The sequence below is a fragment of the Cellulosimicrobium sp. Marseille-Q8652 genome, from assembly GCF_965112045.1.
In genome coordinates, this window is the sequence record NZ_CBCOPS010000001.1 from 872,346 (window position 1) to 891,231 (window position 18,886).

The following is an 18,886-nucleotide window of genomic DNA, read 5'->3' on the forward strand; positions in this document are numbered from 1 at the left end:
GGACGCTACTCCCCGGCCGCCGGCGACGGTGCCACACTCGGGTCATGGCGACCGTGCACACGGAGATCACCGACCGGATCGCGGCCTTCGCGCTCTCCCAGCCCGTGTTCTTCGTGGGGACCGCGCCCCTCGCCGCGGACGGGCACGTCAACGTCGCCCCGAAGGGCATGGCCGGGACGTTCGCCGTCCTCGGGCCGCACCGCGTCGCGTACCTCGACTACACGGGCTCGGGGGCGGAGACGCCGGCGCACCTGCGCGAGAACGGCCGCGTCGTGATCATGTTCTGCGCGTTCGAGGGGCCGCCGAACATCGTGCGGTTCCACGGCCGCGGCCGGTACGTCGAGGCCGGCACGGAGGAGTTCGACACCCTCCGCCCGCTGTTCGGCAAGCAGGAGACGGCCGGGCAGCGCGGCGCGGTCGTCGTCGACGTCACCCGCGTCTCCGACTCGTGCGGCTTCTCCGTGCCGCGCATGCAGCTCGTCGAGGACCGCGACCTGCTCGACCGCTGGGCCGCGCGCAAGACGCCCGAGCAGCTCGACGACTACCGGCAGCTCAAGAACACGTCGAGCATCGACGGCCTCCCCGCGATCGACGGCGCCGTCAGCCCCCGGCACTGACGCGGGGCGTCACGCCGGGTCGGCGCGCGTGGCCGCGAGGTACGCGGCGCCGCGCGGCGAGATCCGGTAGCCGACGTCGAGGCTCTCGGTGAGGCCGAGCTCCTTGAGCCGCCGCACGCGCACCTTGAACGGGTCCCGCTCCATCCCGATCCCGGCGGCGAGCTCGCGCGCCACGACGCCCGGGTTCGCGGCGACCAGCTCGAGGTAGGCACGCGTCCACGGCTCGTCGGCGGCGCGGTCCGTGCGCGCGAGCCGCGACCGGATCGCCTCGACGGCGGCCTCGTCGAGGTGGTCGTCCGCCCGCAGGGCGACGCGCGGGTCGGCGCCCGCGAACCGCAGCCCCACCTTGTAGAGGTCGCCCTCCCGTCCGGCGCCCCGGGCGAGCACGTGCGCGGGCGAGGCCGTGCCGGCGCGGCGAGCGTCGTCCTCGGACACCAGCGGCGTGCCGTCCGGGCCGAGGGGGACCCGATCGACGGACGTCACCTCCACCACGCCGATGCGCGTGCGCTGCCGGGTCCCGACGCGCACGCGCGGCACGGTCCAGCGCCGGAACGCCAGCGTCACCGTCCCGTCCTGGATGCCCCGCAAGCTCCGCGCGTCGAGCAGCACGGGTCCACCATGCCAGGCGATCGCCCCCGTCGACAGGCCGACGCCGTCGCGCGCGACCGGCGTCGGCGCGGCACGTCGCTCAGGCGAGCTCCGGACGGCGCGCGACGGTCAGCACGTGGGTGTCCGGCCAGTCGACGTGCTCCCCCGTCGTGGCGTCGTGCAGCGTGGCGACGGGCGCGAACGCGTGCTCGACGAGCCACTCGTTGCGCCACGCCCCGCTCCCGGGCTCGAGCGTGAAGCCCGCCTCCTCGAGGAGCGTCGCCCATCCCGGACCCGTGAGGTCGCAGAACCGCTCGTGCGCCTCCGACAGCCAGTTGTCGACGTAGTCCTTGCGCGTGAGGAACTCCATCGCCTCGCGCAGCGTGAGGCGCCAGCGTCCGGCACCGAGCGGCTCGGGTGCGAAGGACGCGCCCGACGAGCGCGGGAAGTCGTGCGCGAACTGCGCGAGCCGCGCGTCGGTCGACAGCCCGCCCACCCACGCCGCGACGTCCTCGCGCGCGAGCCCGTCGAGGTCCGTGCGCGCGCCGAGCGGCCCGTCCCCGGTGGCGGGGGCGCCGTCGTCGGACCGCAGCGCGAGCACGACGACGCGCTCCGGCTCGGCGGGGCCGCACACGTCCGCGTTGACCCAGACGCCGCCCGGCCGGGTGTGGCCGTGCACGCGCCGCGCGAACGTCGCGACGTCGCGCACGCCGTCGCCGTACGACGACACCTCGTGCGTGAGCGCGACGGTCAGCGTGGTGTCGACCGACGCGTCCGGCATGACGGAGCGCGCGAGGATGTTCGCCTGCACGAACCACACGTTGGGGTTCGCGAACACGCCCTGGGCCTTCTTGTGCTCGGCCTCGGCGACGAGGTGCCGCGCGACGTCGACCCCGAACAGGTCGGACTCGTGCAGGCGCGGCTCGCGCGCCGCGTGCTCGAGCAGGCCGCCCGTCGCGCAGCCGATGTCGACGACCCGCCCGGGACGCACGTGCGGCGCGACCTGCGCCCACTTGCGCGCCGACGCCTCCTCGAAGGCGGCCGCATAGGTGCGGTAGTCGCGCGTGGTCGTGAGGTCGCCGTCCCCCGAGACGACGGGGTCGGCGAAGATCTCGCGCACCTGGTCGACGAGACCGTAGCGGGCGTAGAAGTCCGGCACCGCCGGGTGCGCGAGCTCGCGCCAGCGGTCGTCGCCCGCGGCGAGGCGCTCGACGACGTCCCACGGACGCGCCGCGCCGGCGTCCTGCGCGAGGGGCGCGCCGTCGTGGCCGCCCACGTCCTCTGCCGCGTCGAGCTCGACCCCCGCGACGCGGAAGCCGAGCTCGCGGTACGCGGCGATCACGGACGGCGTCGAGCAGGCCACGACCGTGTCGGCGGGCGTGGGCCCGCGGCCCGTGCCCGTCTCGACGCTCGTCACGACGAGGGTCGCGAAGCGCGGGCTCGGCGCGACGTCCGGCACGGGGACGACGACGCTCGGCAGGCCCTCGCGGGCCGCGACGTTCTCGATGAGCGCCTCGCGCCGGTGCCCGGGCAGCGGGTTGCGGCGCGTCCCGGCGTGGTTCGCGGAGGTCACGACCCACACGACCTCGACGTCGGGCGCGCACCGGACGCGCCGCCCGTCCAGGTCCCGGACGAGCCCGGCGCGCAGGGCCCGCAGGTAGTCGACCTGGAACCGCGTGACGAGATGGTGGCGGCCGGGGAAGAGGATGCGGCGGACAGGGCCGTCGGTTCGGTGGGGCACGGGGACAACGGTGCTGGTGGCGACCCGCGCGGCGCAAGCCCGCCGCCCGTCGCGATGCGGTGGGCACCCGACCTGTGGCACGGTGAACGCGATGTTCTGGATCATCGCGGGGGCTGTGCTTGTCGTGTCCGGCCTCGCGATCTCCGCGGCGGCCGTCCGTGCCACGCCCCGGGGCCGGTCGACGGGCGCGAACGGGCTCGCGATCGGCTGCGGTGCGGGGCTCGTCCTCTGGGGCGTGGTCGCGATCGTCCTCACCCTCGCGCTGCGGTCCTGAGACGACGTCGTCCGCGCCGGACCGCGGGATCCGTGCGACGGTGGACGCAGGCTCATCGAGGAGGACGACGATGGACGTGCTCTCCGCCCACGGCGACGCGATCGGAGCATTCGACGCGCGCGTGCGGCCGCTGACCGACGGCGACTGGCCGCGGCGCACCCCCGACGACGACTGGACGGTGCGGGACCTCGTCAACCACCTCACGGCCGAGCAGCTCTGGGCGCCGGAGCTCCTCGCCGGCCGGACCCTCGCCGAGGTGGGCGACGTCCTCGACGGCGACGTCCTCGGCGACGACCCGGTCGACCGGTGGGTCGACGCGTCCGTGCAGGCGCGCGAGGCGTTCCTCGCGCCCGACGCGCTCGACCGGGTCGTGCACCTGTCGTACGGCGACACGTCCGCCGCGGAGTACTGCGCGCAGATGACGTTCGACCTCGTGGTCCACGCGTGGGACCTCGCGCGCGCGACGGGAGGCGACGAGGAGGCCGACCCGGCGCTCGTCGCCTGGGCCCTGCACTACGCGGAGGCCCGCTCCACGCTGCTCGGCCCCGGCCCGCTGTTCCGCGCGCCGCTCGACGTCGGCGACGACGCCGACGACCTCACGCGGCTGCTCGCCCTCACGGGCCGCCGCCGCTGACCGACGGGCCGACGGGCTCAGCTGCTCGCCGTCTCCCCGGCGGCGTCGCACAGCTCCCGGTACTCCGTGAGCCCCTCGCGCGCCGAGGCGACGTCGAGCTCGACCGACTCCTCGGTCCCGGTGTCGAGGTTCTCCTGGAGCTGGAGGAACGGCACGCGCACCTTCTCGACGGCGCCCTCGAGCTCGGAGGGCACCGTCACCGAGAGGCTGCCGAGCTCGATCCCGACCGCGGTCATCGTGCCCACGGTCTCGGTGCCCGCCCCGTCCTCGCTGATGGCGACGAGCGCGTCGACGACGCGGCGCTCGAGCGGCTCGCCCCCGTCGACGTACATCGCCGCGCAGGCCTGCTGCAGCGTGAGGGTCTCGTCCGGGCTCGCGGTGCCGTCCGTCTCGTCGGCGCCCGCGGTGCTCGACGACGAGGCCGACGGCGTGGCCGACGGCGTCGGGTCGGCGGTCTCGTCGGACCCGCCCGAGCAGGCGGTGAGCAGGGCGGCGCACAGCACGCCCGTGACGAGGACGGCAGGTCGGGACGCGGCAGGTCGGGACAGGGCGGGTCGGAGGGCCATGGACAGCATGGAACCACCCGCCCCCGCGAGCGCCCAACCCGGGCCGGCCGGGTGAACGGCGGGGGAAGCGTCGGCGACGGGTGGCCCTGCACCCTGGCGCGTCGGCGGCCGCGTCGCGAGACTGGCGCCATGTCCCTCGACGACGACCTGCCCCGCGTCCTGCTCCCGGCCACGGCCCGCGGGGGGCGACCGGCGGTCGTCGCCCACCGCGGGAGCTCGTCCGTGGCACCGCAGAACACGCTCGCCGCGTTCGAGTCGGCGTGGCGCGCGGGCGCCGACGCGATCGAGCTCGACGTGCGCCTCACGGCGGACCGGCGCGTCGTCGTCCTCCATGACGACACCGTCGACGAGACCACCGACGGCACCGGTCGCGTCGCGGACCTGACCCTCGACGCGGTGCGCGGCCTCGACGCCGGGGCGTCCTTCTCGCGGGCCTACGCCGGGCAGCGCGTCCCGACGTTCGAGGACGTCGCGCGCCTCGTCGCGCAGCGCCCCGGCATCGACCTGCTCGTCGAGCTCAAGGGGATCTGGTCGCCCGACGACGTCCGACTCGTGGCGAAGGAGGTCGACGCCGCCGGGCTCGCGGGCCGCGTCGTGGTGCAGTCGTTCTGGCCGCCGACCGTCGCGGCGCTGCGCGACGCCGCACCGCACCTCGCGCGAGGTCTTCTCCTCGCGCTGCGCCCGGACAGCACGGACGAGCTCGTGCAGGTGTGCGCCGAGCTGGGCGTCGTGGCGTGCAACCCGGAGGTCGCGCTGCTCGAGCGTGAACCGGGGCTCGTGGGCGTCCTCCACGACGCCGGGCTGCGCGTCCTCGTCTGGACGGCGGACGAGCCCGGGGACTGGCTCGGGCTGCTCCGCCGCGGCGTCGACGGCGTCGTCACCGACCGGCCCGACCGGCTCGCGGGCTGGCTCGACGGCCGGCTCGGCACGCCGGACGCGCCGCTCGCCGGGTGAGGCGGCGCCGCGCGCCCTAGCCTCGACGGATGAGCGCGACGTCCCCGGCCCCGACGCCCCCGCCCGAGCCGTCGGTCGCCACCACGGCCTCCGCTCCCCTGGCCGCTCCCCTGGGCGCGCAGGCCACGGCCGCGCCGGTCGAGGCGCGCACGCCCACCGTGTGCGTCCTCGCCCTCACGCCGCTGCTCACGATCGAGATCGAGCCCGCGGGGCCGCACGAGTCGTCGCCCGAGGTGCACGTGCACCCCGGCGGGCAAGGGCTGTGGCTCGGGCGGATGGCGTACTCGCTCGGCGCGCGCGTCGTCGTGTGCGGGCCGTTCGGCGGGGAGACCGGCACGGTCGCCGCGCACCTCGCGCGCGCCGAGAACCTCGAGCTGCGCACGGTCGGCACGGGGGGCAACGGCGCGTTCGTCCACGACCGCCGCAGCGGCGAGCGCACCGAGGTCGTGACGATGGACCCGTACCCGCTCAACCGGCACGAGGTCGACGACCTGTACAGCACGGTCCTCGTGAGCGCGCTCGACGCCGCCGTCACGATCCTCACCGGCTCGGAGACGGCCGTCGGCGTGCCCGCCTCGTTCTTCGGCCGGCTCGCGCGCGACCTGCACGCGTCCGACCGCCAGGTCGTCGCCGACCTGTCCCGCGACCAGGCGCGCGCGGTCTGCGACGCGCCCGGTGTCGTGCTGAAGATGAGCCACGAGGAGCTCGTCGAGGGCGGCTTCAGCGACGACGACACCGAGGGCGCCCTGCTCGCCTCCGCCCGGGACATGGTCGACGCCGGCGTGCGGGCCGTCGTCGTCTCGCGCGCGCACGACCCCACGCTCCTCGTGACGCGCGAGCACACGTACCGGGTCACGACGCCGCGCGTCACGACCGTGGACCACCGCGGTGCCGGCGACTCGATGACGGCCGGGATCGCCGTCGGGCTGGGGCGCGGTCTCGAGCTGCCCGACGCGGTCCGCATCGGGGCCGCCGCAGGCGCGCTCAACGTCACGCGGCGCGGGCTCGGCACCGGCCGCCGCGACCAGATCGAACGCTTCGCGCGACGCGTCACCGTGCGCGAGGCTCCCTGACCGACCGACGACCCACCCGGAGGACGACGTGCACGCACTCGTGACCAACGACGACGGGATCGACTCCCCCGGCCTGGCCGTGCTCGCGGGCGCGGCGCTGGACGCCGGCTACGACGTGACCGTCGCCGCCCCGGCCCGCGAGTCCTCCGGGGCGAGCGCGTCCCTGCTCGGCGCCGAGCACGACGGGCGCCTCGTCGTCGAGCCGCGGGACGCGCCCGGGGTGCCCGACGGCGTGACGGCGTCCTTCGCGGTCCGGGCCGCGCCCGCGCTCATCGCGTTCGTGGCCGCGTACGGCGGCTTCGGCCCGAAGCCCGACCTCGTGCTCTCGGGCGTGAACAAGGGCGCCAACACGGGCAACGCGATCCTGCACTCCGGCACCGTCGGCGCGGCGCTCTCCGCGACGACGCACGGGATCGCGTCGATCGCGGTCTCGGTCGACGCCGCCGAGCCACGGCACTGGGAGACGGCGCGGCGCGTCACGGACCACGTGGTCGGCTGGGTCGGCCGGACCTCCCTGGAGGGGCGCACGCTCAACGTCAACGTCCCCGACTGCCCCCCGGACCAGCTCCGCGGCCTGCGGTCGGCGCCGCTCGCGACGTTCGGCCTCGTGCAGGCGCGCGTGCACGAGGACGGCGACCGCCACCTCATGCTCCAGTACTCGGGGACGGAGCGGCACTCGGAACCCGAGTCGGACACGGGCCTGCTGACACGCGGCTGGGCCACGGCGACCCTCCTGCGCGCACCGTTCGCCGACACGAGCGTGGAGATCCCCGGGCTCGGCTGAGCCGCGGCGCCGTCCGGGCACGGGTCCGCGCCCCCGGACCCGCGCCGGTTCGGTGGTCAGTCCCGCGCCCGGCGGTCGTCGTCCCCGGGGTCGCCGTCCCCGGGGTGGCCGTCCCCGGGGTCGCCGTCCCCGGTGCGGCCCCCCTCGTCGGTGCGGCCCTCGGCGTCGTCCCGCCGTGCGTCCGCCGCGCCGTCGAAGAGCTCCTCCTCCACCCGCGCGTGCTCGGCCGTGCGCTCGCGCTCCTCGATGACGTCCTGCCCCGGGCCTGCGAACGCCTTCGAGCGCTGCTCGCCCTCGGCGCTCCCGCTGAAGAACGCGGACTCGGCCGCCGCGGGCACCTCGTCGTCCCCGTGCCCGACGACGGGCAGCACCCGCGTCTCGCCCGGCGCGCCGCTCCCCGGACCGGGCACGACCCCGACGAGCCGGGTCGGGTCCTCGCTCGGCGCGGCTCCCGCCCTTCCCGCACGACGGATCGTGCCGAGCACGACGGGCGCGTCGGCGCGTCGCGAGCCGCGGTCCGGAGGGAGCCGCGGCGGGCGCGAGGGCGCGACGGGCGGCTCGTCGTCCGCCCGGTCGCCCTCGTCGTCCGGGTGCCCGTCCGTGGGCCCGGGTCCTGGGCCGCCGGCCCGGGCGTCGTCCGGGTGCGCGACGAGCGCGGGCCTCCCAGCGTCGTCGGGCTCGATCGTGGCGGCACCCTCCCAGCGCGTGCGCGGCAGGCCCTGCGGCGCCGCCCGCTGCAGCCAGTCCACGAGGCCCTCGCGGACGAAGCAGCGCAGGTCGAACAGCGTCGGGGCGTCGTGCGCGCTGACGAGCGCCCGCACGCGCACGAGGCCGCCGACCGCGTCCGTCACCTGGAGGATCCCGACGCGCTCGTCCCACAGGTCGGTCAGGGCCAGCAGCCGCTTCAGCTCGGCGCGCATCGCTCCCACGGGCACCTCGAAGTCGAGGTCGAGCTCCACGGTGCCGAGCAGGTCGGCGGCGCGCCGCGTCCAGTTCTGGAACGGCGTCGTCGTGAAGTAGGTCGACGGCAGGATGAGCCGACGGTCGTCCCACAGGTGCACCACGACGTAGGTCATGGTGATCTCCTCGATCCGGCCCCACTCCGCCTCGAGCACGACGACGTCGTCCACGCGGATCGCGTCGGTGAACGCGATCTGCATGCCCGCGAACACGTTCGCGAGCGACGTCTGCGCGGCGAGGCCGGCGACGATCGAGATGAGGCCGGCCGACGCGAGGAGGCTCGCCCCCGCCGCCCGCGCCTCGGGGAACGTGAGCAGCACCCCGGCGATCGCGCACACGACGATGACGGCCACGGTGAGCCGACGCAGCACGGTGATCTGCGTCCGCACGCGGCGCGCGTGCCGGTTGTCCACGGTGTCGATGCGGTAGCGCTGCAGCGCCGAGTCCTCCAGCACGAACGCGAACGCGCCGACCCACCACGCCCCCACGCCGATGAGCGTGATGAGGAGCAGGTGCTCGACGACGGGCAGCCAGGTCGTGGACGCGTCGGTCGTCAGGCGCACCGCGATCCACACCGCGAGGACCATGAGCACGGCGCGGTCCGGTCGGCGCAGGCGCCGCGAGAGGTCGCGCATCAGCTCGCTGCGGCGGCCGAGACGCCGGACGACGGCGGACAGGATCGTGCCGAGCAGGAACGCGACCACGATCCCGGCGGCCGCGGCACCCAGGGTCACGAGGATGTCGGTGGCGTTCTCGATCTCCGGTTCCATCCCCCCAACGTAGGCAGGACCCGCCCCGGGCGCGCGAGCCGGGCGGTGGAGACGATCGTCACGGGCCCGTGGTCGCGACGGGCGCCGCCGTCGTGCCGGGCCTACCGTGGGCGCATGATCTCGTGGGACCTCGCCCTCTCCCTGCGCGACGCCGGGGTGCGATGGTCCCCCGTCTCCGGGGACCGGTTCCGGCTGCTCGCGACCGGTCCCGACGGCGACGTCTTCACGGTGAGCGACATGACGATCGAGCCGCACGAGTTCGACACCGGCGTGGTCCTCGGCTTCAACGGGACCACGGAGTGGGCCCTCGACTCGGTCGCGCTGGAGGACGCGCTCTGGCACCCCCTCGAGAGCCAGCTGCGCGTGCTGCTCGGCGGCACGTTCCGACGCCTGGACCGGACCGGTGAGGAGTACGTCGTGAGCACCGTCCTGCGCGACGACGCCGCGACCTTCTCGGCGGGCGACCCCGCCGACGCGTACGCCCGGGCGCTGCTCGCCCTCGTCACGGCGAGCACCGGGGACGGTCCCTGACGGGGCACGGGAGCACACACCCGGGGACGGGCTGCGCTCGCCGACGCGGCGGTCGCGGTGTCCGGGTCCGCGCTCGCGACGCTCGTCGGCAGCGCATCGCACGGGACGCGAGTCGCGTGACACGTACCCTCTTCACATCCTCAGCACGGGTTCCGCACGCCATTCGCGACGCATCCCCGCGGAAACGGGCACGACTGGACGCCTGCCTAGTTGACGATTGAACGGTCGGTAGGGATCGCCACGCGAGCCCGGGAGCCGACCTCGTGGTGCGAGGGCCGGAGCGTCCCGCCACGACACGCACGCCGTCGTGGTCATCGCGCCCGCCATCCGTCCGGCTGCCCCTGCCCGGGGGCCGCCCGCCGGGCTCCGCCGACCACGACCCGACGATCGGACCCTGGTTTGACTCTGCTCCACCACGACGCCCGCGGTGCCCGCCGGCCGACCCCCGGCGAGGACCGCTAGATGGGCCGCCACTCCGCCCCGCGCACCTCGCTGCGCTCGTCGCTCGGCACCACGGCCCGCCTCGAGGCTCTCGTGCCGCTCCCGGTGACCGGCCCGCGCGCCCGCCGCACCGCCGCCGGGACCGGCGCCGCCCTCGCGGCCGTCGCGCTCACGGCCACCACGGCCGCCGCGGCCTTCGCCCCGGCGGGGACCTCGACGCAGCGCACGGCGACGCCTGCCCCGCAGACGACCTCTCCTCTCACGACGGCTCCCCTCACGACGGCCGGCGCGCCGGTCGTCGTCGCGGACCCCGCGGTGATCGACGCCGCGAGCGACGCGCTCGTGCGCGCGGAGTACGTCACGAGCGAGCAGGCGGGGTCGCTCCCCGCCGCCCAGGCCGCGAAGATCGAGGAGACGCGCACGCGCCTCTCCGAGGCGATCTCCGCGACCGGTGGCCCGGCCGACGCGCTGGACGACGCCACGGCACCGAAGGCCGCAGCCACCGAGGACGCCGCCGTCGAGGACGCGGCGACCGCTGAGCCCGCAGCGGCGGACGACGCGGGCGCCGAGGCGGCCGTGACCGACGAGGCTGCCCAGGCCGGCAAGGCTGACGACGCTGTCGCGACGACCGAGGCCGCGGGTGCCGACGCCGACCGGGACGCCGACCGCGCGAGCCGGAGCAGCGCGCGCACGCGCCTCGACGAGCTCGCCGCACCGCTCACGGGTGGGCTCGTGCCCCCCGCACCGCTCGAGCCCGCCGCGGACGGCGCGGCGGTCGCCGAGCCGTCGGGCGACGCGACGCCGGCCGCGGACGACGCTCCGGACGAGGACGCCCCGGCCGAGCCGGCGACCGACGCCGCGGCCGCGGAGAAGAAGGCGTCCGCCGAGCCGGCCGAGGACGACGCCGCGACGGTCGCGCCCGCGAGCGCCGACGACATCACCGCACTGACGGCCGAGCTGCGCACGCTGCTCGACGCGACCGAGGCGGGGGTCGCCGTCGAGGTCATCCCGGGACCGCCGTCGGCGGCCGAGGTGGCCGCCCAGCTCGACCAGTGGGCGACGTCCACGGCCGGGTACGGCAACGGCCAGATCCCCGCCGAGGCCCTCTGCGAGCTGTCCTTCGCCCCCGGCGAGCTGCTGCGCTGCGACGCGGACCACCAGATCGAGGCGCTCAACATCAAGTACCGCGAGGCGTTCGGCACGGACATGTCCGTCACGGACTCCTACCGCTCGTACGGCTCCCAGGTCTCGGTCAAGGCGTCGCGCGGCTACTACGCCGCGATCCCGGGGACGTCGAACCACGGCTGGGGCCTCGCCCTCGACCTCGGGGGCGGTCTCCAGAGCTACGGCACCGCGCAGTACGAGTGGATGCGCGCCAACGCCCCCGCGCTCGGCTGGGACAACCCGGAGTGGGCGCGCGCCGGCGGCGCCAAGAACGAGCCGTGGCACTGGGAGTACGGCGACCTCTCCTGAGGCGTCCGCGCCTGCTGCTCGTCCCGACGCCCCGCGACCGGTCCCGGTCGCGGGGCGTCGTCGTCGCGGGCCGCGGGCCTGCGGTGCTCCTATCCGGCGAGCGCGGCCGCGATGAGGAGCATCGTCACGAGGAAGCCCGTCACGAGGTTCAGCCCCAGGAACGTGCGCCACCCCGCGTTGGCGCGCTCGCAGTCGGCGTCGCGCACGTCCCGGAAGCGCAGCACGTTCACCACGTACGGGATCGGCAGGAGCGCGGCGAGGACACCGGGCCACGGCAGGAGGGCGAGGACCACCGTCGCGGCGGCGTACGCGCCGGCCGCCCCGAGCACGGTGGCGTGCGCGCCGACGACCGTCGCCACGGAGCCGATGCCCGCCTCCCGGTCGGCACGCACGTCCTGCACGGCCCCGAAGGCGTGCGACGCGACGCCCCACAGGAAGAAGCCGACGAGCACGGGCCAGACGGCGCGCGACCCGAGGTCGGCGCCGACGAGCACGAGCGCGTAGAGCAGCGGCCCGACGAAGTGCATCGACGACGTCGCCGAGTCGAGGAACGGCCGCTCCTTGAACCGCAGGACGGGCGCCGAGTAGGCCACCACGAGGAACACCACGAGCGCGAGCACGAGGCCCGCGGCCACGTCGCCGAGCGCGAGGAGCCAGACGACCAGCGGGAGGTTGGTCAGCGCGCAGGCCCGGAGGATCCGCCGGTGGGTCGAGCGCGCGGTCGCCGGGTCGGCGAGGGCACCCTCGATCCCGCCCTTGCGCGGGTTGCGCAGGTCGCTCTCGTAGTCGAAGACGTCGTTCACGCCGTACATGAGCAGGTTGTACGGGCCGAGGAAGTACAGCGTCCCGACGACGAGCGCGACGTCGACGCGCCCGCCCGTCGCGACGAGGTACCCGGCGGCGAAGGGGTAGGCGGTGTTGATCCACGAGAACGGTCGCGACGCCGCGAGCACCTCCTTCACGACGCCTCCCCTCCGGCGACGTGGTCCGGCCCGGCGGTGTCGCCCGGTACGGCGGTGTCGCCCGGTCCGGCGGTGTCGTCCCGTCCGGCGCCACGACGACGACGGCCCAGGACCGTCCACAGCACCGGCATGCCGATCGCCGCGGCGACGGCGTAGGCGAAGTCCTCGAGCGGGGCGCCCCACAGGTAGACGCCCAGGATCTTCTCCGGGTCATAGACGTACAGGTCGGCGGCGATCATGAGGGTGTCGAACACGAGCGTGAGGACGCACAGCGCGAGGACCGTGAGCGCGAGGGGCCAGGCGCGCAGACGGCGCAGCACGCGCCACGACACCGCGACGAGCACGGCGACGACGAGGGTGTTGAGCACGATGTTCGTCATGCGTCATCGCCCCGGCGGCCGACCCGGGCCCCGTCGCCCGGCGCGCGGCGGCGCATCGCGTGCTCGAGCAGGCGCCACAGGACGAGGGCGACGTAGCAGAGCAGCGTGAGGAAGAAGACCTCCTCGACCGGCAGGTCGGGCGCCAGGAGGATGCCCGTCATCCACGGGCTCTCGCCGCGGGCGAAGATGCCGAGCAGGAGCCCGGCGACGTCCCACAGGAGGAACCCGACGACCCCGACCCCGACGGTGAGCGCCGCGCGACGTGCGTCGTCCCAGAACGCGAGGCGGAACCTGCGGTCGATCAGGGCCATGCCGCCGATCGACACGGCGAGCGCGCCGAGGTAGGCCAGTCCGGTCACCCCCGCGTCACCGCCGGACCGCGACGGGCGCACCCAGGCGCTCGGGCCGCCGGCTCGCGTCGAGGAAGCCGGGCCGCAGCGGCGCGGGCAGCGGGCGCGACGAGGTCTCGCCCAGCAGACGCTTGGCGACGAGCTCGGCGCTGATCAGGCACATCGGGAGTCCCACGCCGGGGATCGTGCCACCTCCCGCGTGGTAGAGCGCGTCGACGCGCGGTGACACCACCCCGGGACGCCACAGAGCGGACTGGCGCAGCGTGTGCTCCATGCCGAGCGCCCCGCCACGCCACGCCGACAGCTCGGTCGCGAAGTGCGCGGGCCCCAGCACGCGTCGCGTCACGACGCGGCCGGGCAGGTCGTCGATCCCCGCCCACGAGCCGACCTGGGCGAGGTAGCGGTCGGCGAGCCCCTCGAGCGCACGCTGCGACGGGGCGTCGGCGCCGAGCGCCGGGTCCGCGGGGAACGGGACGAGGACGAAGAGGTTCTCGTGGCCGGGCGGCGCGGCAGGGTTGCCGGACGACGGCCCGTCCGTCGCGGTCGTGCGCGACACGTACAGGGAGGCCGGCTCGGGCACGCGCAGCCCGGTGACGGTGCTCCCCGCGTCCGTGCCCAGGATCGCCTCGAAGTTCCGGGGCCAGTCCCGCGTGAAGAAGAGCGAGTGGTGCGCGAGCTCGGGCAGCTCGCCACGCACCCCCGCGAGGACCAGCAGCGCCGAGACGCCCGGGCCGTGCGCGTCCCACCACGCCTCGGGCCGCGTCGACCAGCGCCGGTCCAGCAGGCGGGTCTCGGTGTGGTGCAGGTCGGCCGCGCTCACGACGACGTCGGCGGCGACCACCTCGCCCGAGGCGAGGCGCACGCCGGTGGCGCGCCCGCGGCGCCGGGCACCGGGCTCGACCTCGATCGCCTCGACCTCCACGCCCGTGCGGATCTCGACGCCCTCGGCGCGCGCGAGCCCCTCGATCGCCTCGATGACCGTGTACATCCCGCCGCGCGGGTACAGCACGCCGTCCACGAGGTCGAGGTGGCTCATGAGCGAGTAGAGCGCCGGGGCCCGGTACGGCGAGGACCCGAGGAAGACGGCGTGGTACCCGAGCACCTGGCGCAGCCGCGCGTCGTCGACCGTCCCCGCGGCGTGGTCCGCGAGGGTCCGCCCGAGCAGGCGCGCGAGCCGCGGCAGCCGCCGCAGGACGTCGGGCGACAGGGCGCGGTCCGGTCGCTCGAAGGTCGTGTAGAGGAAGTGGTCGAGGGCGAGCCGGTAGGCCTCCGTGGCGTCGTCCGCGTACGCACCCATGCGCGCGCCCGCGCCGGGCTCGAGGGCGTCGAACGCGGCGAGCGTCGCGGCGCGGTCGCGCGTGACCTCGAGCGTGACGCCGTCGGCACCGCCGCCGGACGCCGGGCCCACCGTGCCGTCGCTGCCGTCGCTGCCGTCGCTGCCGTCGGGCTCGAAGAAGACGCGGTAGGCCGGGTCGAGGCGGACGAGGTCGACGTGGTCCTCGACCCGCTCGCCGAGCAGCGCGAAGAAGTGCTCGAACACCTCGGGCATGAAGTACCACGACGGTCCGGTGTCGAAGCGGAACCCGTCCAGCTCGAGCGTCCCGGCGCGGCCTCCGACCGTGTCGTGCCGTTCGAGGAGCGTCACGTGCGCGCCGCCCCGCGCCAGCAGCGCGGCGGTCGCGAGCCCGGCGATGCCGCCCCCGACGACCGCGACGCGCGGGGTCCTCACACGACCGCCCGGTTGCGTGCCACGACGGACCGGCCGCGCGGCACGGCGACCTGGCCGAGGAGCTGCGTGCTCGCCGCCCGCGCCGCGAGCGCGAGCTTCACCGGATCGGCGACCCGCACGCGCACCCGGAGGATCTCCTCCGGCGGGGTCGCGCACAGCCGCGCGAGGAGCCGGTCGTAGACGGCGAGCGTCGCGGCGACCGCGACGCGCGCACGCACGGGGAGCCCCGGGAGCGACGCGCGCGCCGCAGCGAGGTCGGCCTCGACCTCGGCGCAGAACGCCTCCACGTCCCGCCGGCGCAGGCGGTCGGGCACGACGCCGGGCAGGTAGCGGCGGCCGAGGTCCGCGTAGTCGGTGCGCAGGTCGCGCAGGAAGTTGATCTTCTGGAACGCGGCCCCGAGCGCGCGAGCCCCGTGGACGAGGGTCTCGTCGGGACTGGTCAGCGGGTCCCGCGGCCCGCGGTGGGCGTTGAGGAAGACGGCCAGGCACATGAGCCCGACGACCTCCGCCGAGCCGTACACGTACCGCTCATAGCTCTCGCGGTCGTGCACGTGCACGGTCAGGTCGGTGCGCATCGAGGCGAAGAAGGGATCGATCTCGTGGTGCCCGATCCCGCACCGTCGCGCGGTCCGCGCGAACGAGTGCACGACGAGGTTCGTGGACCAGCCACGCTCCAGTGCGCGCGCCGTCTCCGCCTCGAGCTCGTCGAGGACCTCGCCCGCGCCGTCACCGCGCCGCGTGTCCACGACCTCGTCCGCGATGCGCACCAGGCCGTACACCGCGTCGATCCCGTCGCGGGTCGCCCGGTCGAGCAGTCGCGCCCCGAGCCCGAACGAGGTCGAGTAGGACGCGAGCACGACCCTGCTCGTGCGCGCCGCCGTGCGGTCGTACAGGTCGTGCTCGGCGCCCACGCCACCACTCCGTCCAGGGTCGTCGAGGAACCGGGGAGCGCGCGCCCCACCCATTCCTCAGCATGCTGAGGAATGCAATGGTCTCACGGCACGACCGCGTTCACACGTCGGCGGGCACCTCGATCCGGCGGGGACCGGTCTGCCACGCCTCCCACGCCGACGAGATGATCTCGGGCAGACCCTGCGACGCGCGCCAGCCGAGGACCTCGTTGATGCGGCGCGGGTCGCCCACGAGCTGCGGCGGGTCGCCCGCGCGGCGCGGCTCGATCTCGGGCGTCACGTCCAGCCCGCTCACGCGGCCGATCTCGTCGATCACCTCGCGGACGGAGGACCCCTCGCCCGTGCCGACGTTGAACACGTCGAACGGACGCTCGTCGGCGTCGAGGTAGTCGAGGGACGCGAGGTGGGCGCGCGCGAGGTCGAGCACGTGGATGTAGTCGCGCAGGCACGTGCCGTCCGGCGTGGGGTAGTCGTCGCCGAAGATCTTCGGCCGCTCGCCCCGCTCGAGGCGGTCGAGGACCATCGGGACGAGGTTGAGGACCGCCGGGTCGCCGAGCTCCGGCCAGCCCGCGCCCGCGACGTTGAAGTAGCGCAGCGCGACGAACCGCAGGCCCCAGGCGCGACCGGCCGCGCGGCCGAGCCACTCGCCGACGAGCTTGGTCTCGCCGTAGGGGTTGATGGGCTCGGCGTGCAGCTTCTCCTCCACGAGCGACACCGAGGGCATGCCGTAGGTCGCCGCGGACGACGAGAACACGAGCCGGTCGACCCCGGCCGCCTGCATGGCGGTCACCAGGTTCGTGAATCCCCCGACGTTCTGCTGGTAGTACCACGCGGGCCTCTCGACCGACTCGCCGACCTGCTTGCGCGCCGCGAAGTGGATGACGGCGCGCACGTCGTGCTCGGTGAGGGCGCGGGTCAGCACGTCGACCGCCTCCGGCGCCGCGACGTCGACCTGGACGAGCTCCGCGTCGCCGACCCGGTCGGCCCGGCCCGTGCTCAGGTCGTCGACCACGACGACCTTCTCGCCCTTCTCCTGCAGCAGCCGCACCACGTGCGCGCCGATGTACCCCGCTCCGCCGGTCACCAGGATCGTCATGCGGTCAGCCTAACCGCGGGCGCCGTGACTCCTCGGCCCGCCGGGGGCGCGAGCGCGATCCTCAGCGGTGCGCCGACGAGCTCGTGCACCGCATGTCCGGCGGCTCGATCTGGAACGTGCAGTGGTCGACGTCGAAGTGGCCGCTGAGGCACGTCGAGAGCCGGCGCAGGACGTCCGTCCCCTCGCCCCGGTCGAGGCGTTCCGTCTCCACCGCGACGTGCGCGGACAGGACCGGCACGCCGGAGGTGATGGTCCAGGCGTGCAGGTCGTGCACGCCGACGACGCCGGGGACGCCCTCCATGTGCTCGCGGACCACGGCGAGGTCGACGCCCGGCGGCGTCGCCTCGAGGAGGACGTGCGCGACGTCGCGCAGCAGCAGGACGGCGCGCGGCAGGATCATGAGGCCGATCGCTACCGACGCGATCCCGTCGGCGCGCGGGAAGCCCGCCGCGACCGCGACGCCCGCCGCGACGACCGCGACGGAGCCGAGCAGGTCCCCCAGCACCTCGAGGTACGCCCCGCGGACGTTGAGGCTCTCGGCCTGGCCGGCGTGGAGCAGCCGCAGCCCGACGGCGTTGGCGGCGAGGCCCACGAGCGCGACGACGATCATGACGCCCGCCTGGATGTCCGGCTCGGGCGCACGCACGCGCCCGACCCCCTCGACGATCACCGTGACGGCCACGAACCCGAGGATCAGGGCGTTCGCGAGCGCGGCCAGGATCTCGGCGCGCTGCCAGCCGAACGTGCGCCGCGACGTCGCCGGGCGGGCGGCGAGCCAGCTCGCCACGAGGGCGATCGCGATCCCCGAGGCGTCCGTGAGCATGTGCCCCGCGTCCGCGAGCAGGGCGAGCGAGCCGGAGACGAGCGCGCCGACGACCTCGCCCAGCATCACCGTCAGGGTGATGGCCAGCACGACGACGAGACGCCGACGGTGCGCGCCGGTCGCCGTGCCGTGCGCGTGCGCGTGACCGCTCATGATGCCTCCTCGGCCCGCTCACGCGGCGCGAGGGCGACGTGCTCGGCGTCGGCGAGCAGGTGCGCCACCTCGGGACGCAGCAGGCGGTACCACGACGAGCGGCCCTCGCGGCGGACGGCGACGACCCCGGCGTCGCGCAGCATCGTGAGGTGGGCGGACACCGTGGACTGCGCGAGCCCCAGCTCGCGCGTGAGGTCGACGACACGACGCTCGGCACCCGTGAGCAGGTGGACGAGCGCGAGGCGGCTCGGCTCGGCGAGCGCGTGCAGGAGCCGAGCGACGGCCTCGTGGTCGTGCGTCGAACCTTCCATCGTCATACGACGATGTTATCGGTGAACGTCGATGAATACCAGGGTGCGCCGCCTCGTGCGGCACCTACCCCCAGCCGAGCTCGTGCAGGCGCTCGTCGTCGATCCCGAAGTGGTGGGCGATCTCGTGGACCACGGTGATCGCGACCTCCTCGACCACCTCGTCCCGCGTCTCGCACATCGCGAGGGTCGGGTTGCGGTAGACGGTGATGCGGTCGGGCAGCGAGCCCGCGGCCCACATCTCGCCACGCTCGGTGAGCGGCACGCCCTCGTAAAGCCCGAGCAGCTCCGGGTCGTCCGCCGGCGCGTCGTCCTCCACGAGGACGACCACGTTGTCCATCCGGTCCGCCAGGTCGGGGGGCACCAGGTCCAGCCCGTCGCGCACCGCGTCCTCGAACTCCTCGAGCGTCATCTCCACCACGGCACCATCCTCCCCCGCTGTACACTGGCCGACGTCCTCGAGCCCCCATCGTCTAGCGGCCTAGGACCCCGCCCTTTCACGGCGGTAGCACGGGTTCGAATCCCGTTGGGGGTACGCGGGATCGCGCAGGACCGGTGATCACCAGCCGATTTACGGATCGGCTCCTCGGTACGGTACGATCCTCACGGTTCGAAAGCAGCCCGCCGGACGGCGAGACGCAGGAGAACCGCAGCATCACAGCAAGGCCCTGTAGCGCAGTTGGTTAGCGCGCCGCCCTGTCACGGCGGAGGTCGCGGGTTCAAGTCCCGTCAGGGTCGCGCGAGGCGAGAGCCCGGGCCGGTCGACAT

Annotated in this window: 21 protein-coding genes and 2 tRNA genes; 10 read left to right on the plus strand and 13 right to left on the minus strand. The window is 75.2% G+C overall.

All coding sequences use genetic code 11. The features are described 5' to 3' along the window. Positions 1 to 44 precede the first annotated feature (44 nt). Positions 45 to 617 carry a pyridoxamine 5'-phosphate oxidase family protein gene (locus ACWPWV_RS03785; protein WP_454041623.1) on the plus strand — a complete coding sequence of 191 codons (573 nt, stop codon included), beginning with the start codon at positions 45 to 47 and terminating at the stop codon, positions 615 to 617. Positions 618 to 626: 9 nt separating this feature from the next. Here the strand turns inward: ACWPWV_RS03785 and ACWPWV_RS03790 are convergent, their stop codons facing one another. Together ACWPWV_RS03790 and ACWPWV_RS03795 are read right to left on the minus strand one after the other, a co-directional pair. After that, entirely contained in the window at positions 627 to 1,226 is a 600-nt protein-coding gene (locus ACWPWV_RS03790) for a winged helix-turn-helix domain-containing protein (protein ID WP_454041624.1), read from the minus strand. Positions 1,227 to 1,305: 79 nt separating this feature from the next. Beyond that, complete coding sequence (locus tag ACWPWV_RS03795; RefSeq protein ID WP_454041625.1) at positions 1,306 to 2,946, minus strand: class I SAM-dependent methyltransferase; 1,641 nt, start codon at positions 2,944 to 2,946, stop codon at positions 1,306 to 1,308. Between the two features lie 91 nt (positions 2,947 to 3,037). Between ACWPWV_RS03795 and ACWPWV_RS03800 the strand changes: the two genes are divergently transcribed. Continuing rightward, positions 3,038 to 3,220 (plus strand): hypothetical protein, encoded by a 183-nt coding sequence (locus ACWPWV_RS03800; RefSeq protein ID WP_454041626.1) that lies wholly within the window; start codon positions 3,038 to 3,040, stop codon positions 3,218 to 3,220. Between the two features lie 70 nt (positions 3,221 to 3,290). Then, complete coding sequence (locus ACWPWV_RS03805) at positions 3,291 to 3,854, plus strand: TIGR03086 family metal-binding protein (RefSeq protein WP_454041627.1); 564 nt, start codon at positions 3,291 to 3,293, stop codon at positions 3,852 to 3,854. A 17-nt stretch (positions 3,855 to 3,871) separates the two neighbouring features. Here ACWPWV_RS03805 and ACWPWV_RS03810 read toward each other — a convergent pair whose 3' ends face one another. Continuing rightward, positions 3,872 to 4,420: a hypothetical protein gene (locus tag ACWPWV_RS03810; RefSeq protein ID WP_454041628.1), complete on the minus strand. Its 549-nt coding sequence runs from the start codon at positions 4,418 to 4,420 to the stop codon at positions 3,872 to 3,874. A gap of 129 nt (positions 4,421 to 4,549) precedes the next feature. On the opposite strand from ACWPWV_RS03810, the gene ACWPWV_RS03815 reads away from it, so the two are divergent. The 3 genes from ACWPWV_RS03815 to surE are packed head-to-tail and all read left to right on the plus strand — an operon-like array spanning position 4,550 to position 7,231. Beyond that, positions 4,550 to 5,374 (plus strand): glycerophosphodiester phosphodiesterase, encoded by an 825-nt coding sequence (locus ACWPWV_RS03815; protein WP_454041629.1) that lies wholly within the window; start codon positions 4,550 to 4,552, stop codon positions 5,372 to 5,374. Between the two features lie 29 nt (positions 5,375 to 5,403). After that, on the plus strand, positions 5,404 to 6,447 hold the full coding sequence (locus tag ACWPWV_RS03820; RefSeq protein ID WP_454041630.1) for a 1-phosphofructokinase family hexose kinase: 1,044 nt from the start codon (positions 5,404 to 5,406) through the stop codon (positions 6,445 to 6,447). 28 nt (positions 6,448 to 6,475) lie between these two features. Continuing rightward, positions 6,476 to 7,231, plus strand: a complete 756-nt coding sequence (surE, locus tag ACWPWV_RS03825) for a 5'/3'-nucleotidase SurE (RefSeq protein ID WP_454041631.1) — start codon at positions 6,476 to 6,478, stop codon at positions 7,229 to 7,231. A 56-nt stretch (positions 7,232 to 7,287) separates the two neighbouring features. On the opposite strand, the gene ACWPWV_RS03830 is transcribed toward surE, so the two are convergent. Then, the gene (locus ACWPWV_RS03830) at positions 7,288 to 8,961 is read right to left on the minus strand and encodes a mechanosensitive ion channel domain-containing protein (RefSeq protein ID WP_454041632.1); all 1,674 of its coding nucleotides are present in this window, start codon (positions 8,959 to 8,961) and stop codon (positions 7,288 to 7,290) included. A gap of 114 nt (positions 8,962 to 9,075) precedes the next feature. On the opposite strand from ACWPWV_RS03830, the gene ACWPWV_RS03835 reads away from it, so the two are divergent. Then, the gene (locus ACWPWV_RS03835) at positions 9,076 to 9,492 is read left to right on the plus strand and encodes a hypothetical protein (RefSeq protein ID WP_454041633.1); all 417 of its coding nucleotides are present in this window, start codon (positions 9,076 to 9,078) and stop codon (positions 9,490 to 9,492) included. A 462-nt stretch (positions 9,493 to 9,954) separates the two neighbouring features. Next, the gene (locus tag ACWPWV_RS03840; RefSeq protein ID WP_454041634.1) at positions 9,955 to 11,406 is read left to right on the plus strand and encodes a M15 family metallopeptidase; all 1,452 of its coding nucleotides are present in this window, start codon (positions 9,955 to 9,957) and stop codon (positions 11,404 to 11,406) included. An 89-nt stretch (positions 11,407 to 11,495) separates the two neighbouring features. Here ACWPWV_RS03840 and ACWPWV_RS03845 read toward each other — a convergent pair whose 3' ends face one another. The 9 genes from ACWPWV_RS03845 to ACWPWV_RS03885 all read right to left on the minus strand — a co-directional run bounded on the left by ACWPWV_RS03845 (position 11,496) and on the right by ACWPWV_RS03885 (position 18,530). After that, positions 11,496 to 12,368 (minus strand): prenyltransferase, encoded by an 873-nt coding sequence (locus ACWPWV_RS03845; RefSeq protein ID WP_454041635.1) that lies wholly within the window; start codon positions 12,366 to 12,368, stop codon positions 11,496 to 11,498. After that, positions 12,365 to 12,748 (minus strand): lycopene cyclase domain-containing protein, encoded by a 384-nt coding sequence (locus ACWPWV_RS03850; RefSeq protein WP_454041636.1) that lies wholly within the window; start codon positions 12,746 to 12,748, stop codon positions 12,365 to 12,367. The genes ACWPWV_RS03845 and ACWPWV_RS03850 overlap by 4 nt, the downstream gene beginning before the upstream one ends. Further along, complete coding sequence (locus ACWPWV_RS03855) at positions 12,745 to 13,107, minus strand: lycopene cyclase domain-containing protein (RefSeq protein ID WP_454041637.1); 363 nt, start codon at positions 13,105 to 13,107, stop codon at positions 12,745 to 12,747. Before ACWPWV_RS03855 ends, ACWPWV_RS03850 begins: the two co-directional genes overlap by 4 nt. A 7-nt stretch (positions 13,108 to 13,114) precedes the next feature. Beyond that, the gene (gene crtI / locus ACWPWV_RS03860) at positions 13,115 to 14,827 is read right to left on the minus strand and encodes a phytoene desaturase family protein (protein ID WP_454041638.1); all 1,713 of its coding nucleotides are present in this window, start codon (positions 14,825 to 14,827) and stop codon (positions 13,115 to 13,117) included. Further along, the gene (locus ACWPWV_RS03865; RefSeq protein ID WP_454041639.1) at positions 14,824 to 15,738 is read right to left on the minus strand and encodes a phytoene/squalene synthase family protein; all 915 of its coding nucleotides are present in this window, start codon (positions 15,736 to 15,738) and stop codon (positions 14,824 to 14,826) included. The genes crtI and ACWPWV_RS03865 overlap by 4 nt, the downstream gene beginning before the upstream one ends. A 100-nt stretch (positions 15,739 to 15,838) precedes the next feature. Beyond that, positions 15,839 to 16,834, minus strand: a complete 996-nt coding sequence (gene galE / locus ACWPWV_RS03870) for a UDP-glucose 4-epimerase GalE (RefSeq protein ID WP_454041640.1) — start codon at positions 16,832 to 16,834, stop codon at positions 15,839 to 15,841. Between the two features lie 61 nt (positions 16,835 to 16,895). Continuing rightward, the gene (locus tag ACWPWV_RS03875; RefSeq protein ID WP_454041641.1) at positions 16,896 to 17,810 is read right to left on the minus strand and encodes a cation diffusion facilitator family transporter; all 915 of its coding nucleotides are present in this window, start codon (positions 17,808 to 17,810) and stop codon (positions 16,896 to 16,898) included. After that, on the minus strand, positions 17,807 to 18,127 hold the full coding sequence (locus ACWPWV_RS03880) for an ArsR/SmtB family transcription factor (RefSeq protein ID WP_454041642.1): 321 nt from the start codon (positions 18,125 to 18,127) through the stop codon (positions 17,807 to 17,809). Before ACWPWV_RS03880 ends, ACWPWV_RS03875 begins: the two co-directional genes overlap by 4 nt. Before the next feature lie 58 nt (positions 18,128 to 18,185). After that, a complete protein-coding gene (locus ACWPWV_RS03885) occupies positions 18,186 to 18,530 on the minus strand; it encodes a metallopeptidase family protein (RefSeq protein ID WP_454042805.1) in 345 nt (114 codons plus the stop codon). Positions 18,531 to 18,580: 50 nt separating this feature from the next. Between ACWPWV_RS03885 and ACWPWV_RS03890 the strand changes: the two genes are divergently transcribed. Together ACWPWV_RS03890 and ACWPWV_RS03895 are read left to right on the plus strand one after the other, a co-directional pair. Next, a tRNA-Glu gene (locus ACWPWV_RS03890) sits at positions 18,581 to 18,653 on the plus strand. 129 nt (positions 18,654 to 18,782) lie between these two features. Beyond that, positions 18,783 to 18,856: transfer RNA gene (locus tag ACWPWV_RS03895), tRNA-Asp, on the plus strand. The last annotated feature ends 30 nt before the right edge of the window (positions 18,857 to 18,886 follow it).

Excerpts from the sequence above, each read along its gene's own strand:
- ACWPWV_RS03850 (WP_454041636.1), bottom strand. The coding sequence starts at position 12,748 with ATGACGAACATCGTGCTCAACACCCTCGTCGTCGCCGTGCTCGTCGCG.
- ACWPWV_RS03785 (WP_454041623.1), top strand. The coding sequence starts at position 45 with ATGGCGACCGTGCACACGGAGATCACCGACCGGATCGCGGCCTTCGCG.
- ACWPWV_RS03885 (WP_454042805.1), bottom strand. The coding sequence starts at position 18,530 with ATGACGCTCGAGGAGTTCGAGGACGCGGTGCGCGACGGGCTGGACCTG.
- ACWPWV_RS03830 (WP_454041632.1), bottom strand. The coding sequence starts at position 8,961 with ATGGAACCGGAGATCGAGAACGCCACCGACATCCTCGTGACCCTGGGT.
- ACWPWV_RS03805 (WP_454041627.1), top strand. The coding sequence starts at position 3,291 with ATGGACGTGCTCTCCGCCCACGGCGACGCGATCGGAGCATTCGACGCG.
- ACWPWV_RS03800 (WP_454041626.1), top strand. The coding sequence starts at position 3,038 with ATGTTCTGGATCATCGCGGGGGCTGTGCTTGTCGTGTCCGGCCTCGCG.
- ACWPWV_RS03820 (WP_454041630.1), top strand. The coding sequence starts at position 5,404 with ATGAGCGCGACGTCCCCGGCCCCGACGCCCCCGCCCGAGCCGTCGGTC.
- ACWPWV_RS03840 (WP_454041634.1), top strand. The coding sequence starts at position 9,955 with ATGGGCCGCCACTCCGCCCCGCGCACCTCGCTGCGCTCGTCGCTCGGC.
- ACWPWV_RS03875 (WP_454041641.1), bottom strand. The coding sequence starts at position 17,810 with ATGAGCGGTCACGCGCACGCGCACGGCACGGCGACCGGCGCGCACCGT.
- ACWPWV_RS03815 (WP_454041629.1), top strand. The coding sequence starts at position 4,550 with ATGTCCCTCGACGACGACCTGCCCCGCGTCCTGCTCCCGGCCACGGCC.
- ACWPWV_RS03835 (WP_454041633.1), top strand. The coding sequence starts at position 9,076 with ATGATCTCGTGGGACCTCGCCCTCTCCCTGCGCGACGCCGGGGTGCGA.
- ACWPWV_RS03880 (WP_454041642.1), bottom strand. The coding sequence starts at position 18,127 with ATGACGATGGAAGGTTCGACGCACGACCACGAGGCCGTCGCTCGGCTC.
- ACWPWV_RS03810 (WP_454041628.1), bottom strand. The coding sequence starts at position 4,420 with ATGGCCCTCCGACCCGCCCTGTCCCGACCTGCCGCGTCCCGACCTGCC.
- galE (WP_454041640.1), bottom strand. The coding sequence starts at position 16,834 with ATGACGATCCTGGTGACCGGCGGAGCGGGGTACATCGGCGCGCACGTG.